Below are 16,896 nucleotides of genomic sequence, written 5' to 3'. Positions count from 1 at the left end.
AGTAAGGAGCATGCCATGTCGAACGACACTGCCGACATCTACGCCCGCGAAATCCACCCGAAGCACTCCTACGCGCCGATCGCGCAGGGTGGCCTCGAGGTACCGGAGACCGCGATCCAGCTCGACGACTCCCCCACCGGCCCGAACGCGCCGTTCAAGGTGTACCGCACCCGCGGGCCGTGGGCGGAGCCCGAAGAGGGCCTGCCCGACCTGCGCGGCGGGTGGATCGCGGACCGCGGCGACACCGAGGAGTACACGGGCCGCAGCCGCAATTTGCTTGACGACGGCCGTTCCGCCGTCAAGCGCGGCGCCGCAAGCGAGGAATGGCGCGGGGTCTCCCGCGCGCCCCGCAAGGCACACGAGGGCAAGCGCGTCACCCAGATGCACTACGCCCGGCGCGGCGAGATCACCCGCGAGATGGAGTTCGTCGCCCTGCGCGAGCACTGCGACCCGGAGAAGGTGCGCGCCGAGGTGGCCGCGGGCCGCGCGATCATCCCGAACAACGTCAACCACCCCGAGAGCGAGCCGATGATCATCGGCAACGCGTTTTTGACCAAGATCAACGCGAACATCGGCAACTCGGCGGTAACCTCCTCGATCCGCGAGGAGGTGGACAAGCTGCGCTGGGCGACACGCTGGGGCGCGGACACCGTGATGGACCTGTCCACCGGCGACGACATCCACGCCACCCGCGAGTGGATCCTGCGCAACTCGCCGGTGCCCATCGGCACCGTGCCCATCTACCAGGCGCTGGAGAAAGTCAACGGCATCGCGGAGGACCTGACGTGGGAGATCTTCCGCGACACCGTCATCGAGCAGTGCGAGCAGGGCGTCGACTACATGACCATCCACGCCGGCGTGCGCCTGCCGTACGTGCCGCTGACCTCGAAGCGCGTCACCGGCATCGTCTCCCGCGGCGGCTCGATCATGGCCGGCTGGTGCCTCGCCCACCACAAGGAGTCCTTCCTCTACGAGAACTTCGACGAGCTCTGCGAGATCTTCGCGGCCTACGACGTCGCATTCTCGCTTGGCGACGGCCTCCGGCCCGGCTCTGTGGCCGACGCCAACGACGCCGCCCAGTTCGCCGAGCTGAAAACCATCGGCGAGCTGTGCAAGCGCGCCTGGAACTACGACGTCCAGGTGATGATCGAGGGCCCGGGCCACGTGCCACTGAACATGATCCAGGTGAACAACGAGAAGGAAGAGGAATGGTGCGGCGGCGCCCCCTTCTACACCCTCGGCCCCCTGGTCACGGACATCGCGCCGGGCTACGACCACATCACCTCCGCCATCGGCGCGGCCAACATCGCGATGGGCGGCACGGCGATGCTGTGCTACGTCACCCCGAAAGAGCACCTCGGCCTGCCGAACAAGGACGACGTGAAAACGGGCGTGATCACCTACAAGCTCGCCGCCCACGCCGCCGACGTAGCGAAGGGCCACCCCGGCGCGCGCGACTGGGACGACGCGATGAGCAAGGCGCGCTTCGAGTTCCGCTGGAACGACCAGTTCGCGCTCTCCCTCGACCCGGACACCGCGCAGGCCTACCACGACGAGACGCTGCCGGCGGAGCCCGCGAAGACGGCGCACTTCTGCTCCATGTGCGGGCCGAAGTTCTGCTCGATGCGCATCAGCCAGGACATCCGCGACGAGTTCGGCGACGCCATCGACGAGGCCCTCGACGATGAGAACCGGGCGATGATCGCGGACCTGGGCATCCCCACCTTCGCCGGCGGGGAGGACTACCGCCGCGGCGAGGACGAGATGGCGCGGGAGTTCCGCGAGCTCGGCTCGAACGTCTACCTCGCGGAGACGGAGGCGCAGCACGGGCAGGACGCGCAGCACGGCGCGGGCGCGCCAGCTGCGCAATAATGGCCGCGTGACCGACACCCAAGCCTTCATCACCGCCCACCGCCACTCCACCGACGCCGAGCTCGCCGCCGCCCTCGTCGAGCACGCCGGCGCCCTCGCGCTCGAGATGCGCGCGGGCGGGCTGGGCACCGACTACAAGACGTCTATCTCCGACGTGGTCACCGACGCGGACCGGGCCGCCGAGCGGTTCGTCGCGGACGTGCTCGAGGCGCTGCGCGGCGAGGACGGCGTGCTCGGCGAGGAGGGTGCGGCCCGCGACTCGCAGACGGGCCGCACGTGGGTGATCGACCCGGTCGACGGCACGTACAACTTCTCGCAAGGCTCGGACTACTTCTGCTCCGCGCTCGCGCTCGTCAGCGCCGACGCAGACCGCACCCCCGCGATCGGCGCCGTCCACCGCCCCGCAACGGGCACGACGTGGCTCGCGGCGGACGGGGTGGCCACGCGTGACGGGGAGGTGCTCGGGTCGCTGCCGGAGGCGTCGATACGCGAAAAGGCCCTGGTGACGTACCTCCACCCCTCGAACATGCGCGACGACGCGGTGCGCGAGGCCTGGCTGCGGGTGGCGCGCGAGGCCGCGACGGTGCGGATGATGGGCGCGGGTTCGGTGGACCTGGCCAACATCGCGTCCGGCCAGATGGGTTGCTGGCTGCAGCACACGGTGGCGGACTGGGACTGGCTGCCCGGCAAGGCGCTCGTCGAGGCCGCCGGAGGGCGCGCGGAGAAGGTCGACGCGGGCGGGGTGACCTGGTGCGTCGCGGGCAACGCGCAGATGGCCGGCGACGTCATCGCGCTGCTGCGTAACGACGCCTAAAGCCCTCGGCGCCTAGGGCAAGCGGAAGCCGCCCGGCAGATCGGAAAGCACCGCGTCGAGGCGCACGGAGCCCGTCGGCGCGTGGATCGGCCCCTGCAGCGGCGTGTGGCAAGCAACGTTGAACGGCGGGTGCCACAGGCCGCCGTTGACCATCGCGATCACGCTATCGCCGACGAGCAGCGGCGCACCCGAGTCGCCCTGCATCGCGCAGACGTGGTTCTGGTTCACCGCTCCCCAGTCGCTGATGGTGGGCCCGCACGTGTAGCCGGAGGCGACGCCGAACTTGCACACCTGCCCGCCCGGCTTGACCGGGGCGCCGCCGAGGTGGTTGACGGTCACGCCGTTGTACGAGCGGGTCACCTCGGTGTTGCGCGCGAGGGTGATCACCGCGTAGTCGAGCTGCGGGTTGACGAAGGTGACGGTGCCGGTGCGGCCGAGCCGCCAGGCGTCGGCGGAGCTCACCGCGTCGCCGACGTTGCCGCAGTGCCCGGCGGTGAGCGCGACCTTCTCGCCCCGGTCGTTGTAGCCTGCGGCCGTGGTGGTGCACATGACCTCCTGGCCGGGGTTGTTGCCCACGTAGATCGGGGTGCCAGGGCCATAGAGGGCGTTGCCGCGCGCGGCGGCCTGCTCCGCCTCGGCGGGGATGCGCGGCGCGTCGAAGAGGGAGCCCGGGACGCGGTGGAGCACCTGGTCCGCGAACGGCTTGCCGGCCAGCGTCTTGGACACCGGGTCGGAGCGCCAGACGTAGTTTTGGAAGTTCTCCACCGGCGCGGCGTCGTCCGCGTGCGCGGCCGGGAGCGCGCCCGGCGCGACGGGCGCTGCACACCCGGCGGCAACCAAGAGCGAAGCGGCGAAGGTGCGAACGGCGTGGCGGCGGCGCATGAAATCCCCTATCACTTGTGCAACTTAAGCAACTTTAAAAACAATAGTCCCATTCAACCACACGCCGCGCGGCGGCGAGGCGCGTAGCATGAGCGCATGACGAGCACTCGCCGGCGTCTCCCCGTGGCTGATGCAGGACTGAGCCGGTAGCTTGGGGCTCATGAACCAACCTGCGCCGATTCCCCCTCCCAAGCCGAACCGCGCGACGCAGCAGCGCCTCATCGTCCCCGACCTCGCCCGGGGCACCGCCCTGTGGGGCATCGCGCTGGCAAACGCCTCCACCGCGTGGATTGTCAACGACTGGACGGAGGACCACACACGGGCGGGTTGGTCGGTCGGCGGCGTGCGCCCGGGGAACCTGCTCGACGAGGTCTGCGCCGTGCTCGCGGCGATGTTCGTCCACGTGCGCGGGCTGCCGATGTTTTCCACGCTGCTCGGCTTCGGTTTCGGCCTCGTCGCCGCGAGCCTCGCCCGCAAGGGCTACACCTCGAAGGAGGCGCGGCGCGTGCTGCTGCGCCGCTACGGCGCGCTGGCGCTGTTCGGCCTCGCGCACATGCTCCTGCTGTTCTACGGCGACATCATGCTCACCTACGGGCTCATCGGCGTGCTCCTCGCGCTCATGTTCACGCTTTCCGGCAAAGTCCTGCGCATCATCGCCTACACCATCCTCACGTGTTTCACGCTCCTCGGCACCCTCGGCGCCGCGGCGACCTACTTCTTCGAGGACACTGCCGCCGGCATGGACTCCCCGGGCGACTTCGCCTCGCTCAGCGCCTACTTCGCCGCGAACTTCCGCGGCGGCCTGCTCATGCTGGTCAACCAGCCGTTCGCGGTGGCGCAGCTCGGCGCGCTCACCATCATCGGGTACCTCTGGGCGAGGGAGCGGGTGCTTATCGACGTCGCCGAGCACCGCAAAACCCTCATCACCTGGACCGTCATCGGCGCTGCGGTGGTGCTCTGCATCGGCCTGCCCTGGGGCCTGGCGGCGGCCGGGGTCCTCCCGCCCGAGCTCGAGATGCCGTTCTACATGCTCAATCAGGGCTTCGGCATGTTCACCGGCCCGGGCATCCTCGCCGCGCTGGCGCTCGCGACGGATTCGCTGCGCAACGAGGTTCCCGCGTGGGCACGCGCGTTCGTCGCCCTGGGCAAGCGCTCGATGTCGGGCTACCTGGCGCAGTCGTTCCTCTTCGTCGCCATCGTCATGCCGTTTAGCCTCGGCCTCGCCCACGACGCGCCGGTTTCCGGCCAGCTTGGCGCGGGCACGCTCGTCTGGTTGATCACGCTCGCGCTCGCCGTGCTGCTCGACCGCGCGGGCAAGCAGGGCCCCTTCGAGTGGGCGCACCGCCACGTTTCCTACGGCACAACAGGAAGGATCGAGCCAAAATATGATCGCGTTCAAATCCCTGCATGAGATGACCCCACTCGAGGTCCACCAGCTGTACAAGCTGCGTGTCGACGTCTTCGTCGCCGAGCAGGACTGCCCCTACAACGAGATCGACGACCAGGACGCCAACCCGGACACGAGGCACATTCTCGCGATTGACGACGCACCTTCGGCCACCACCGTCGTCGGCTGCGCCCGCGTCTTCCCCACTGACACCGGCTCGCGCTTCGGCCGCTTCGTCGTGCGCCCCGACTACCGCGGCACCGGGCTCGGGCACGAGATCGTGCGCGCGGGCATCGAGTACACGCAGCGCTGGCCCGGCGACCTTGTCATCGAGGCGCAGGCCGGGCTCGTCGGCTACTACTCCCAGTTCGGGCTCGTGGCCGAGGGCGAGGAGTTCCTCGATACCGGCATCCCTCACCGGCGGATGCGGTTGCGGCGCTAGCGTGCGTCGATACGCTACTGCCCCGGCTTGATCAGCGCGCCGGCGGCGGACGAGGTGACGGCCGAGCCGACGAGCACGCCGACGGTGTAGAGGATGCCGGACACGCCGAGCATGCTGAGCAGCCAGCCGAAGAAGAGGGCGCCCACGACGGCGCCTGCGATTGCGATGACCCAACGGCCCATGGTGGTACCACCTTTCTGAAGCTTCCGATTGCGCAGCCCAGGGTACCGGTTTGCTACACTTTTGCTCCGTTGAAGGGGAGTAGCTCACCAACTGGCTGTTCGACACACTGGCGTCCCGGCTCTCGGCGGCGCCCGGGCAGCAGGCTCCGGTGCGACCGGATGCGGGCGAGACCTTCGGTGCCGTAATTTCCCCGACCCCAAAGGTGTATTCCATGCCCTCGCCTGCCAACGCGCCCGCGAACAACGCCCCCGCGAACGGGCAGAAGCTGCTCGAGCGGTTCATGTGGCTGTCCATCGTGGCCACCGTGCTCACCATCATTTTGAAGGCCACCGCCGCCTTTGTCACCGGCTCCGTCGGCTTCCTCTCGGATGCGATCGAGTCGGGCATCAACCTCATCGCCGCGTCCGTGGGGCTCTGGGCGCTCCGGCTCTCGGCGAAGCCCGCGGACGCGAACCACAACTTCGGCCACTCGCGCGCCGAGTACTTCTCCGCGCAGGTGGAGGGCTCGCTCATCCTCGTGGCGTCGGTGGCCATCATCATCACCGCCATCGACAGGCTCATCAACCCCTCGCCGCTCGAGCAGGTCGGCGTCGGCCTGCTGTTCTCCGTCGTGGCCACCGTGCTCAACGGCGCGGTCGGCGTCGCCCTCATCCGGGCGGGCAAGAAGTACCGCTCGGCCACTCTCGACGCCGACGGGCACCACCTGCTCACCGACGTGTGGACGACCGTCGGCGTCATCGTCGGCATGGCGCTGGTGTGGCTCACCGGCTGGCAGCCGCTCGACCCGATCGTGGCGCTCGTCGTCGGCCTGAACGTCATGTTCACCGGCTACAAGCTGCTCAAGGGCGCGATGCTGGGCCTGCTCTCCGAGGCGCTGCCGAAAGAGGAGACCGAGATCGTGCACAGGTTCCTCGACGACTACGCCGCGGCCAATGGCGTCACGTTCACCTCGGTGCGCACCGCCGCCGCCGGCCGCGAGCGCCTGGTCAACCTGGTCATGCAGGTGCCGGGCGAGTGGACGGTGTCGCGCTCGCACGACCACGCCGACGCCGTCGAGGCGGGGCTGGCGGAGGCGCTCGGCGGCGCGGAGACCATCGTCCACGTCGAGCCGCTCGGCCACCCCACCCGCACCGGCCCGATGACGGTCTAGCGCGCCTACTGTGGGGGCCATGGCTGACTCAATCAAGGACCCCGAGCTCTACGAGACCCTCCTCGAGGAGGGCAACTCCAAGTCCAAGGCCGCCGCGATCGCGAACGCGGCCGCGCGCGACGGCCGCTCCGCGGTGGGCAAGCGCGGCGGCGAGGCTGGCTCCTACGAGGACTGGACGAAGGACGAGCTGTACAAGCGCGCCCAGGAGCTGGACATCGAGGGCCGCTCCGAGATGACCAAGGACGAGCTGATCAAGGCGCTTCGTGACTAGGCCAACCGTCGACCTGCGCTGCTACTTCGTCACCGGCCAGGGCCCAGACGTGGTCGAGCGCGCCCGCGCGGCCGCGGCCGGTGGCGCGGGCGTGATCCAGGTCCGTTCGAAGCCGATCTCGGCGCGCGACCTGTACACCCTCGCGCGCGAGGTCGCGGCCTCCGTCCACGAGGTCAGCCCCGAGGCGCGGGTGCTTATCGACGACCGCGTGGACGTCGCGCTCGCCCTGCGCGGCCAGGGCGTCGCGGGCGTGCACCTCGGCCAGGACGACCTCGACGTCCGCGTTGCGCGCGAGCTGCTCGGGCCGGACGCCGTGATCGGCCTGACCACCGGCACGATGGAGCTTGTCCAGGCCGCGAACGAGCACAAGGACGCCATCGACTACATCGGCTGCGGGCCGTTTCGCGCCACCCCGACGAAGGACTCCGGCCGCTCACTCATCGGCCTCGATGGCTACCCCGCCCTCGCCGCGGCCTCGCGGCTGCCGATGGTGGCCATCGGCGACGTCACCGCCGACGACGCTGCCGACCTCGCCCGCGCGGGCGTCGACGGGTGCGCGATCGTGCGCGGCATCATGCACGCGGACGACCCGCAGGCCTACTGCGCCCGGGTGGTTACCGAGTTCGACCGCGGGCGCCGCGCGCTACGCTCGACACCGTGAATATCGACGTCGTCGGCGCTGGCATCATCGGGCTTTCCACCGCACTCACCCTCGCGGACCGGGGGCACAGCGTCACAGTCCACGACCCGGCCCCGGCGTCGGGCGCCTCGCACCACGCCGGCGGCATGCTCGCCCCCACCGCGGAGGTGGTGTACAAGCAGGAGCCGCTCTTCCCCCTCATGCGCGCCTCCGCCGAGTGGTACCCGGAGCTCATCGCCCTCGCCGCCAAGTACACCGACCTGCCCACCGGCTACCGCACGGACGGCACACTCGTCGTCGCCCGCGACACCGCGGACAAGACCCACCTCGCCGAGCTACGCGACTACCAGGCGCAGCACGGCATGGAGGTGGAGAAGGTAACCACCCGCGCGGCGCGCTCGCTCGAGCCCGCGCTCTCCCCCGCGATCAACGGCGCGGTGCGCATCGCCGGCGACCACCAGGTGCAGCCCCGCCTGTTCACGCAGGCGCTTCTCAGCGCCTGCCGGGCCGCCGGCGTCCGCGTCGACCCCCAGCGCATCGACGACGCACGCACGCTCGACGCCGACCAGGTCGTCATCGCCAACGGGCTCGGCGCCCGCGCGCTCCTGCCTTATCTCGACCTACGCCCGGTCTACGGCGACGTGCTCCAGCTGCGCGTGCCGGACCACCAGTACCCGCTGCTCACCCACGTCGTGCGCGGCTTCGTCGAGGACCGCCCCGTCTACCTCATCCCGCGCGAGGACCGCACGCTCACGGTCGGGGCGACCACGCGCGAGGACGGCCGCGCCGCGCCCCAGGTCCAGGGCGTGCACCAGCTGCTGCGCGACGCCATCGAGCTCGTGCCCGCCGTCGAGGAGTGCGACTTCCTCGAGGCCACGGCCGGCGCGCGGCCCGGCACCCCGGACGACCTGCCGTACCTCGGCCGGTTGGACGAGCGCACGGTCGTGTCCACGGGCTACTTCCGCCACGGGATCTTGCTCAGCGCGCTGGCGGCGCGGTGTGGGGCGGAGCTCGTCGAGAAGCACAAGCCCTCAATAGACTTGTCCGCATGCGACCCGAGGAGGCACGAATGAACATCACGCTCAACGGCGAAACCACCACGACGCGTGCGGGGACGGTCGCGGAGCTCGTCGCCGAGGCCGGCGCGCCCGAGAATGGCACGGCCGTGGCCATCGACGGCGAGGTCGTGCCCCGCTCGCAGTGGGACCGGGCGCTGCGCGAGGGCTGCGCCGCCGACATCCTCACCGCGGTGCAGGGGGGCTAGCTGTGCTGGAGATCGCGGGGACGCAGTTCGCGTCGCACCTCATCATGGGCACGGGCGGGGCGAGCTCGTTTGACATGCTCGAAAAGGCGCTGGCCGCCTCCGGCACCGAGCTGACCACCGTGGCCATGCGGCGCCACTCCGCCACCACCGGCGGCGGGGAGAGCGTCTTCGAACTGCTCGGCCGCCTGGGCATCCGCCCGCTGCCGAACACCGCGGGCTGCCGCACCGCGCGCGACGCCGTGATCACGGCGAAGCTCGCGCGCGAGGCGCTCGGCACCGACTGGGTGAAGCTCGAGGTCATCGCGGACGACCGGACGCTGTTGCCCGACGTCGTGGAGACCGTCGACGCGTGCGAGCAGCTCGTCGACGAGGGCTTCACCGTCCTCGCCTACACGTCCGACGACCCCGTGGCCGCGAAACGCCTCGAGGACCTCGGCGCCGCGGCGGTGATGCCGCTCGGCTCCCCCATCGGCACCGGCCTGGGCATCCTCAACCCCCACAACATCGAGCTCATCTGTTCGCGCGCCGAGGTGCCGGTGCTTATCGACGCAGGAGTGGGCACCGCCTCCGACGCGGCGCTGGCGATGGAGCTCGGCTGCTCGGGCGTGCTGTTGGCCAGCGCGGTGAACCGCTGCCAGGACCCGGTGGCGATGGCGCAGGCCATGCGGCACGCCGTCGAGGCGGGTCGGCTGGCGCGATCCGCAGGCAGGATCCCGAAGCGCGAGCACGCGGTGGCGTCTTCGACGTTCGAGGGCCTGGCGAGCTGGGCCGACGAGGTGCTGTAATTTGCTCCCCCGCGACGAACTGCAGCGCACCGCCCGCCAGATGAACCTCCCCGGCTTCGGCCCGGAGCAGCAAGAGCGCCTGCACGACGCCCGCGTCCTCGTCATCGGCGCGGGCGGCCTGGGGTGCCCGGTGATGCAGACGCTCGCCGCCACCGGGGTCGGGCACATCACGGTCTTCGACGACGACACGGTGGACATGACGAACATCCACCGCCAGATCCTCTTCGGCGCGCCCGACGTCGGCCGTCCCAAAGTCGAGGCCGCGGCCGAGCGACTGCGCACCCTGCAGCCGGGCATCGAGGTCGAGGCCGTGCGCGAGCGCCTCACCCCCGACAACATCCTCCGCGCGCTTTCCGGCGTCGACCTCCTCATCGACGGCTCCGACACCTTCGCCACCAAATTCCTCGCCGCCGACGCCGCCGAGATTACCGGCACGCCGCTCGTCTGGGGCTCGGTGCTGCGCTACCGCGGCGACGTCGCGCTGTGGTGGTCCGGCCCCGGCGCGCCTTCGGACGGCGTGGGTTTGCGCGACCTCTACCCCGCCCAGCCGGACGCGGACAGCGTACCGGACTGCGCCACCGCGGGCGTGCTCGGGGTGACCACCAGCGTTGTCGGCGCGCTCATGGCCACCGAGGCCGTGAAGTTCCTCGCCGGCGTCGGCGAATCCAAGGTCGGCCGCCTGCACATCTACGACGCGCTGACCACCACCATCCGCGCGTTCACCGTCGCGCGCGACCCGGCGCGCCCGCTCACCGCCGCCCTCGGCAGCTACGCGGACGCGTGCGCGGTGGACTCCACACAGGGCCAGTCGCTTATCGACGCCCTCTCGGCCGGCACCGCCCACGCCCTCGACATCCGCGAACCACACGAGCGCGCCATCGCGGACCTGCCGTTCCCGTCCGCACACCTGCCACTCAGCGAGGTGGAGCGCGACGCCGCCGCGGTGGAGCGCGCCCTCGCTGGCTACGCGCCGGGCGACGAGGTGGTCGTGTACTGCGCGGGGGGCGTGCGGTCCGGGAGGTTCGTCGATACGCATCACGCCCTGGCGGAGCAGTTGGGGATTTCGCTGGTCTCCTTGCCGGGTGGGGTGCAGCGCTGGGGATAGGCGAACATGTGATCGAATGTTCGGAACGCCGTGTCGGGGGCAAAAACGCGCGGACGACATCACCGGCCCGGTCCTCGCCGCCAACGGCACGGTCCGGCAGGCGCGGACGGGCCGGGTGGAACATCCCGGTGGCGGCCAGTTCACCGAACGGGTGAGGTGGGGTGTCGTCGAGTCCAGGCTCCTCGTCTTTACCGCGACGGGGTGGCTGCAGGCGGTCGACGACCCGGCGGAGGACGGTGCCTACCAGCTCAACGTCGCCCGCCTGGCCCGGCTGCTCGACGTCGCCGAGGCCGGGCTCGCGAGCGGCGCCGCCGATCCGGGCGCGCTCGAGCGGGCCGACCGCGAACTGCCCGGCGATTTCGAGGCCGACGCCCCGGCGGGTTTGGCCGAGCAGATCGACCGGATCCTCGTGTCCAACCCGGCGACGTAGCCGCGCCCGTCGCCGTGCGCCCGACGCCGTGCGCCCGCGCGTGCTGTAATGGTTGCATGACGTTCCTCGCGCTCTCGACCAGCGTCCACCGCTACGAATCCTCCGGCATCCACACCGGCATGTGGCTCGGTGAGTTCACGCACTTCTACGACGCGCTCACCGGGGCCGGACACGAGGTCACGCTTGCGAGCGTCGACGGCGGCGCCGTGCCCATCGACCCGGTGAGCCTGAAAACCCCCGTGATCCAGATGGGCGGGACGAACAAGCGCTACGAGGATCCGGAGTTCATGGCGCTGCTCGACGACACCCCCGCCATCGGCGAGGTCAACCTCGCCGCCTTCGACGGCATCTACCTCATCGGCGGCCACGGCACGATGTTCGACTTCCCCACCGAGCCCGTCGCGCGCGCCGTCGCCCACTTCGCCGACGCCGGCAAGATCGTCTCCGCCGTGTGCCACGGCCCGTGCGGCCTGCTTGGCGTCCCGCTCGCCAGCGGCGAGACGCTCCTGCACGGCCGCCGGGCCACCGGCTACTCCTGGACGGAGGAGAAGCTCGCGAACCGCACGGACGAGGTCCCCTTCAGCCTCGAGGACAAGCTGCGCGCCGAGGCCGGCGAGTACACGAAGGCGAAGGTGCCGATGACCAAGCACGTCGTGGTGGACGGCAAGCTCATCACCTGCCAGAACCCGATGAGCGCAACGGGCGTCGGCGAGGCGGTCGTGGAGCTTCTCCGCGCGTAGGGCCTTACTTGCTGGAGCCGGCCGTCTCCGAGCACGCCGCCACCGACGCGACCGCGCCGATGAGCAGCAGCGCCACGGCCGGCACGCCGGCGGCGGCCGCCACGTGATCGACCTGCGCCTGGTCGAGGGCCTCGCGGACCTGCGGGGCGGCGTGTTCTCCCGCTCAAAATAGAAGTCCTTGTCGGCCCACTCCGTGTTCGGGTTTACGTAGTGCTCGTTGTAGTGCTTCGTGCCGCTGACGAACTCCTCGTGGTTGCCCATGATGGCCGCACCCGGGGTCTGGCGGATCTGGTTTGGGCTGAAGAACTCGTTGTACTCGCGCATCTGGTCGCCCCAGCCCTCAACCTGGTCGCCCAGGTAGATGTGGAAGCCGGCGTCGGGGTACTGCGCGGCGCCGCGGGTGGCGGCGTCGCGCCAGTTGCGGCCCTACTCGTCGTACTTCAGGTTGGTGCCGATCTGGACGTCGAAGTAGACCTGCACGCCCTGGTTGCGGTCGCCGTCTGCGGTGGTGAAGGTGTTGATGGCGGACCAGCCGCCGTCGTCGGAACCGATCTGGTAGTTGTACCGCGCGCCCGGCTCCAGGCCGGAGGCCTCCGCGCGGCGGGAGGTGTAGGCGATCGCGCCGCCGTCGAACTCGCGGCCGGCGATGTCGGTGGAGTCCTTGGTGCCCTGTTTCCGCAGGCGGACGACCTCGTCGCCCTTGTAGTCGGAGCGCCAGGAGAAGGAGACGCTGGTGTCGTCGGGGCCGACGCCGAGGATGGCGCGGTAGGTCGGGTCGTTCTGGGCGAGGGCCGCAGGCGCGACGATGACGGTGGCGAGGGTGAGTGAGGTGGCGGTGAGGAAAGTGGCGAAGCGTTTCACGGGTGGCTCCTTGTTATTCCAATAGGACAAACCCAAGAAAAACACAGCCTAATGACAGCTAAGTGGCCGCAACACGACAATTTGGTGAGCTACGTCACACAGCTGTCCAACTTCGCCGCGGGGTCAGACCTCAGTGGTGCCCATGCCCGCCATCTCCACGCCGGCGGGTTCCTGTTCCTTATACGGGACGAGCTTGCCCTTCTCGTCGTAGGTGTATTCCTTGCCGCCGAACTTGAGGTACGCCGCCGTCACAACCACAAAAATGACGACGAGAACGGTGTCAACCACAATGCCGATGTCCATGGGATGTTCCTTTGGGGGCTCGATCCGCTTCCCAGCGACCTTCGCTTATGCGCCCATACTATCCCCCGCCCCGCGCGCCAGCACCCCCGCGCGCTGTTGTATGCGTTACAGCGGGCGCCTGCGTAGCGACGCCTCCCGGCCCCCAACGCAACACGGGAGCCGGCCTGCGGTGCAGACCGGCTCACGCCCAGCAGTGTTCGCTGCCGCTTAGTTTCCCTCAGTGAGGTCCTTGAGCTCGGCATCCTGCGCGGCGCGCTTGACCGCCTCAGTGCCCTTCACCGCCGCCGCCTTCGTCTCGTAGGCCTGGCCGGAGGCGACCTCCTCGCCGTTCGCCGCCTTGAGGCGGAAGCGGTACTTGCCCGCGGCGTCTTCGTAGATCTCAAACTTCGCTGCCATGGTGTCTCCGTTTGCTCGTGGTTCGTTTGCGTTGTCGCAGTGGACGGAACAGATCATATGCACCCGTCCAAGGCCCGCACTGAAAAACGGGTTCGGGTTCGCGGGGAGTTTGCTTAAGAGCTTCGCCAACCGGGTGCCGCCCACCTACTACGTCGAACGTTTGTTCTTTCCGTTTCTGGCCCCTCCCCTTACGATCAACCTCCCACCCAACCAACGAGAGGACGATCAGCACTGCACACCACGAGGGCATACCGAGTTGACGGGCGTTTCTTTTCGGTACCGGTAGGGCGGTATCGGGTACCGAGGTGTTGGTGGTTGCCGGTACCCGTTTTTTACCCCCGGTTACGGCTTTCGGGGTTGACGTAGCCGTGTGGGTGTCGTAGGGGCCATCCTTTCTTGTTTGATGTCGTCGCGGGTTCGCATGTCTTCTCCTGTCAGGGTGAGTTTCGAGCCGTGGTTGGCGAGTCTGGACATGACTGCGCCTGCCAGTGCTGCCTCTGAGAACACGTCGTACCAGTAATCGGGTTCGTGTTGGCTGGCGATCACGGTAGAGGCATGCTCACGCCCGACGAGCAGGTTGAATACCTGGTTCAACGCGTGCGCTGAGACATCGGTAGCGAGAAAGTCGTCGATGACGATGAGTGCGGGAGCCTGCAGGTCGGCGAGGAGTTGTTTGCGGGCCTGGGGATGCTCAGCCGCAGCGTCGAAGTCGTTGGCTAGGTCGTTGAGCCTGTAGTAACGGGCGGTGAGCTTTTTGCGGCACGCCGCGACGGCCAGGGCTTGAGCGAGAAAACTTTTACCGGTGCCGGTAGCTCCCACGATGATGAGGTCTTTGCCGTAGTCGATCCATTCGCAGGTGGCGAGCCGGTCGATGCGGTCTTGGGTCACACCGCGGCCGGGATAGGCATCGAAGCGCTCGAGTGCGGCGGTTGAGCCAAGGAGTTTCGCTTCACGCAACCTTGTCTGTATGACCTTGTTGTCGCGGGCGGTGAGTTGGGCTTCGAGGGCTTCTTTGATCTTGTCTTCGAAGGAATCGTTATCGCGCGAGGGGTCGTTGACGATCTCTTGGATCGTCGCGGCGAACACGCGCATCCCGCGCAGCGAGCCGAGCTTGTCGAAATCTTCATCGGTTAACGCCATGATGCTTCTACGCCTCCTCACCGAATTCAAGCTCACTGAACTCGAACGCTGCTTTGCCCCGTACGTGCGACGCCTGGGCTGGTGGTGCGGGACGAGTTACCGGCCTGGTTGACGCGGCAGATGATGTAGGTGATTGCGCACCACCTGTGGCGGTGGTGGTGCGGGTTGCGAGGTCTTTGATGGTGTCGTGGACTTTGCGCACCGACGGGACCATGTGGGAGTCGAGGACGTCTTGGCAGGCTTGTTCAAGCAGGCTGCGGGAGTACTTCTTCGACAGGCTCAGCACGCCAAGGGCGCTATTGTAGGCTTGGGCTTCAACTTGGCGGGCGTGAAACATCTGGCGGATGAGTTCGTAGGTTGCGGCCCCAATACTTTTGGCCCATGACTCAATCCGGCCCCGATCCCACTTGGTGGCCAAGTCCTTGTGCTTTGCCGGCACATGCTCTTTATCTGTGGAGTACTGCATGTTGCCCGGTTTCTTCAGGTGGGAAGCGATATGCTCACCCGCGCTGAAGATGTCGACGACATCGTCGAAGATCTGCACGTCGACACGTTTACCGGCGAAGCTCCACGGCACAGAGTAGAAATGCTTCTCCACTTGGACGTGGTAGTTCACCCCGGCTTTGGCGGTGCGCCACGTGGAATACGACCAGCGCTGTTGCGGCAGCGGGCGCAACGTCTCTGCTTCGCTTTCAACAAACAACTGCCTGCGGGTTGTTTTCCGGCCCCGGAATCCTTCCCGGTCGTTGATCCAGTCGACCTGTGCTGCAATAGCGGCGTTGAGTACCTCAAACGTGGCGAACTCTTGGCCCGCCAACGCTTCTACGACCCAGGTCTGGACGATATCGACCGCTTTTTCCACATGAGCCTTATCCCTGGGTTTACCCGGCCTGGCCGGGGTGATCCCGCAACCGTAGAATTCAGCGAACTGCTGGTAGCGCTCGTTGACTTCACGCACCGTCGCGCCACGTGTGATCTGGTTGGTTGCTGTCGAGGCGTTATCGGGAACGATGCGCACCGGCACGCCACCGATGTAGTCCAACGCGTCGCGGTGGGCACACAGCCACGACCGCATCCGCATATCCGGCCACGCACTGGCATGGATGAGCCCCGAATGCGGCAGCGACGCCACAAACACATACGCCCGCACAGACACCCCGGTCAACGGGTCAACAACTGCCATGGTTTCCCCGGACCAATCAACGCACAGCTCCTCACCAGGGGCATGGGTCAAAAGCGCAGTCAGGTCGTTGACATCGACGTAGTTTTCAAACAGCGCGCAGAACTGCCGGTAGGAATAGTGCTGCTGGCCAGAAGCGGCCTGACGGCGGGTGTATTTATGGTGTTCCACCTTCAACGTCACCCGCTCACCGCGTCGGCGCCGGGCGGCGATGCCTGCGAAATCCGGTTCCACGAACGCATCTGAATCCCGCCGGCGATTATCCGGAAACAACTCCGAAAGCTCCTGCGCCGACAACGCGGTGATCGTGTCCTCGTCCATCCCAGTCGAGCGCAACACTCGGCTGGCCTTATCGATACTGCTGCGCGAGCACCCCAAATCCGACGTGATCTGCGACCACGAGCGGCCTTGCACAAGCGCCAGCATGATCAGCCTGTAATTGGTGACCACACCAAACTCCTTCCATGGTTACGCGGCCCGCGCGTACACACTGCGCAGGGCCGTCAACCACAGACTGCCAACCTAACTACCCCCGGTACCCGATACACGCACACCCAGTACCCGATACACGCCCGACCGGTACTAAAAACCGAACCCGGTCACGAGTAGCCGACGAGTTCGAGACCAATTGGCGCGAGGAGATCCTCCTCGGCCTCCACGAGACCAAGGGATCAATCCCGCCATACGACTTCGAATGGAGCGATCCACTCGTCAACGACGTGAGCTAGCCGCGCCGCGCGGGCGGCGCCCCTTCCGGGCGTCTCGCCCCGCCACTCACCCCTCACATAGTAGGCCCTCAACCCACCTAGTAAGTGTCAAAAAACACTTCTTGAAATGCGGAAATACCCGTGTTAGGTTCCTTCATCGTCGAGACACAAACAAGCCCGACACCCCAACGACAAAGGAGGACCATTTGGGAGAAATTTTACGAGACGCCGTCTCAGCAACCTTCACACCGAGCCTCAACGGACCGGAGAAATCTACCCTCGCGCAGATTGCCACCTACGCCGACAATCGCAGCCGTCTTCGTGGGAACGTGATGGCTGGCGCT

At 68.0% G+C, this 16,896-nt stretch carries 20 protein-coding genes; 13 read left to right on the top strand and 7 right to left on the bottom strand.

Features of this window, described 5'->3' with window-relative positions; translation table 11 throughout:
- Window positions 1-15 precede the first annotated feature (15 nt).
- Both thiC and CJEDD_RS03305 read left to right on the top strand, forming a co-directional pair.
- Window positions 16-1,872 (top strand): phosphomethylpyrimidine synthase ThiC, encoded by a 1,857-nt coding sequence (gene thiC / locus CJEDD_RS03310; RefSeq protein ID WP_042406795.1) that lies wholly within the window; start codon window positions 16-18, stop codon window positions 1,870-1,872.
- A gap of 7 nt (window positions 1,873-1,879) precedes the next feature.
- Complete coding sequence (locus CJEDD_RS03305; RefSeq protein ID WP_232297701.1) at window positions 1,880-2,686, top strand: inositol monophosphatase family protein; 807 nt, start codon at window positions 1,880-1,882, stop codon at window positions 2,684-2,686.
- Between the two features lie 12 nt (window positions 2,687-2,698).
- Here the strand turns inward: CJEDD_RS03305 and CJEDD_RS03300 are convergent, their stop codons facing one another.
- Entirely contained in the window at window positions 2,699-3,568 is an 870-nt protein-coding gene (locus tag CJEDD_RS03300; RefSeq protein ID WP_042406789.1) for a S1 family peptidase, read from the bottom strand.
- 160 nt (window positions 3,569-3,728) lie between these two features.
- On the opposite strand from CJEDD_RS03300, the gene CJEDD_RS03295 reads away from it, so the two are divergent.
- Together CJEDD_RS03295 and CJEDD_RS03290 are read left to right on the top strand one after the other, a co-directional pair.
- Complete coding sequence (locus CJEDD_RS03295; protein WP_042406786.1) at window positions 3,729-4,979, top strand: DUF418 domain-containing protein; 1,251 nt, start codon at window positions 3,729-3,731, stop codon at window positions 4,977-4,979.
- Entirely contained in the window at window positions 4,954-5,397 is a 444-nt protein-coding gene (locus tag CJEDD_RS03290; RefSeq protein ID WP_042406784.1) for a GNAT family N-acetyltransferase, read from the top strand. Before CJEDD_RS03295 ends, CJEDD_RS03290 begins: the two co-directional genes overlap by 26 nt.
- Window positions 5,398-5,411: 14 nt before the next feature.
- On the opposite strand, the gene CJEDD_RS03285 is transcribed toward CJEDD_RS03290, so the two are convergent.
- Window positions 5,412-5,579 carry a hypothetical protein gene (locus CJEDD_RS03285; RefSeq protein WP_042406782.1) on the bottom strand — a complete coding sequence of 56 codons (168 nt, stop codon included), beginning with the start codon at window positions 5,577-5,579 and terminating at the stop codon, window positions 5,412-5,414.
- A 212-nt stretch (window positions 5,580-5,791) separates the two neighbouring features.
- Between CJEDD_RS03285 and CJEDD_RS03280 the strand changes: the two genes are divergently transcribed.
- The 9 genes from CJEDD_RS03280 (at window position 5,792) to CJEDD_RS03240 (ending at window position 11,965) form a co-directional block, all read left to right on the top strand.
- Complete coding sequence (locus tag CJEDD_RS03280) at window positions 5,792-6,730, top strand: cation diffusion facilitator family transporter (RefSeq protein WP_042406780.1); 939 nt, start codon at window positions 5,792-5,794, stop codon at window positions 6,728-6,730.
- Between the two features lie 19 nt (window positions 6,731-6,749).
- Complete coding sequence (locus CJEDD_RS03275; RefSeq protein ID WP_042406777.1) at window positions 6,750-7,001, top strand: DUF7218 family protein; 252 nt, start codon at window positions 6,750-6,752, stop codon at window positions 6,999-7,001.
- Complete coding sequence (locus tag CJEDD_RS03270) at window positions 6,994-7,662, top strand: thiamine phosphate synthase (protein WP_042406776.1); 669 nt, start codon at window positions 6,994-6,996, stop codon at window positions 7,660-7,662. Before CJEDD_RS03275 ends, CJEDD_RS03270 begins: the two co-directional genes overlap by 8 nt.
- The gene (gene thiO, locus CJEDD_RS03265; RefSeq protein ID WP_042406773.1) at window positions 7,659-8,714 is read left to right on the top strand and encodes a glycine oxidase ThiO; all 1,056 of its coding nucleotides are present in this window, start codon (window positions 7,659-7,661) and stop codon (window positions 8,712-8,714) included. The genes CJEDD_RS03270 and thiO overlap by 4 nt, the downstream gene beginning before the upstream one ends.
- Window positions 8,690-8,905, top strand: coding sequence for a sulfur carrier protein ThiS (gene thiS, locus CJEDD_RS03260; protein ID WP_332307887.1), 216 nt, complete (start codon window positions 8,690-8,692; stop codon window positions 8,903-8,905). The genes thiO and thiS overlap by 25 nt, the downstream gene beginning before the upstream one ends.
- Window positions 8,906-8,907: 2 nt before the next feature.
- On the top strand, window positions 8,908-9,690 hold the full coding sequence (locus CJEDD_RS03255) for a thiazole synthase (RefSeq protein WP_042406767.1): 783 nt from the start codon (window positions 8,908-8,910) through the stop codon (window positions 9,688-9,690).
- A 40-nt stretch (window positions 9,691-9,730) separates the two neighbouring features.
- Window positions 9,731-10,795: a ThiF family adenylyltransferase gene (locus tag CJEDD_RS03250; protein WP_042406803.1), complete on the top strand. Its 1,065-nt coding sequence runs from the start codon at window positions 9,731-9,733 to the stop codon at window positions 10,793-10,795.
- Between the two features lie 115 nt (window positions 10,796-10,910).
- Window positions 10,911-11,225 carry a hypothetical protein gene (locus CJEDD_RS03245; RefSeq protein ID WP_157034455.1) on the top strand — a complete coding sequence of 105 codons (315 nt, stop codon included), beginning with the start codon at window positions 10,911-10,913 and terminating at the stop codon, window positions 11,223-11,225.
- 56 nt (window positions 11,226-11,281) lie between these two features.
- Window positions 11,282-11,965 carry a type 1 glutamine amidotransferase domain-containing protein gene (locus CJEDD_RS03240; protein ID WP_042406762.1) on the top strand — a complete coding sequence of 228 codons (684 nt, stop codon included), beginning with the start codon at window positions 11,282-11,284 and terminating at the stop codon, window positions 11,963-11,965.
- Between the two features lie 426 nt (window positions 11,966-12,391).
- Here CJEDD_RS03240 and CJEDD_RS03235 read toward each other — a convergent pair whose 3' ends face one another.
- The 5 genes from CJEDD_RS03235 to istA all read right to left on the bottom strand — a co-directional run bounded on the left by CJEDD_RS03235 (window position 12,392) and on the right by istA (window position 16,295).
- Window positions 12,392-12,826 (bottom strand): fibronectin type III domain-containing protein, encoded by a 435-nt coding sequence (locus tag CJEDD_RS03235; RefSeq protein ID WP_042406758.1) that lies wholly within the window; start codon window positions 12,824-12,826, stop codon window positions 12,392-12,394.
- Between the two features lie 123 nt (window positions 12,827-12,949).
- Window positions 12,950-13,129: a hypothetical protein gene (locus CJEDD_RS03230; protein WP_042406755.1), complete on the bottom strand. Its 180-nt coding sequence runs from the start codon at window positions 13,127-13,129 to the stop codon at window positions 12,950-12,952.
- Window positions 13,130-13,336: 207 nt separating this feature from the next.
- The gene (locus CJEDD_RS03225; protein ID WP_042406752.1) at window positions 13,337-13,525 is read right to left on the bottom strand and encodes a YegP family protein; all 189 of its coding nucleotides are present in this window, start codon (window positions 13,523-13,525) and stop codon (window positions 13,337-13,339) included.
- 342 nt (window positions 13,526-13,867) lie between these two features.
- Window positions 13,868-14,665: an ATP-binding protein gene (locus tag CJEDD_RS03220; protein ID WP_042406748.1), complete on the bottom strand. Its 798-nt coding sequence runs from the start codon at window positions 14,663-14,665 to the stop codon at window positions 13,868-13,870.
- A gap of 7 nt (window positions 14,666-14,672) precedes the next feature.
- Window positions 14,673-16,295: an IS21 family transposase gene (istA, locus tag CJEDD_RS03215; protein WP_273657616.1), complete on the bottom strand. Its 1,623-nt coding sequence runs from the start codon at window positions 16,293-16,295 to the stop codon at window positions 14,673-14,675.
- Window positions 16,296-16,896 lie beyond the last annotated feature (601 nt).

Source organism: Corynebacterium jeddahense (assembly GCF_028609865.1).
GTDB lineage: Bacteria > Actinomycetota > Actinomycetes > Mycobacteriales > Mycobacteriaceae > Corynebacterium > Corynebacterium jeddahense.
This window is presented reverse-complemented; position numbering and strand designations above follow the sequence as displayed.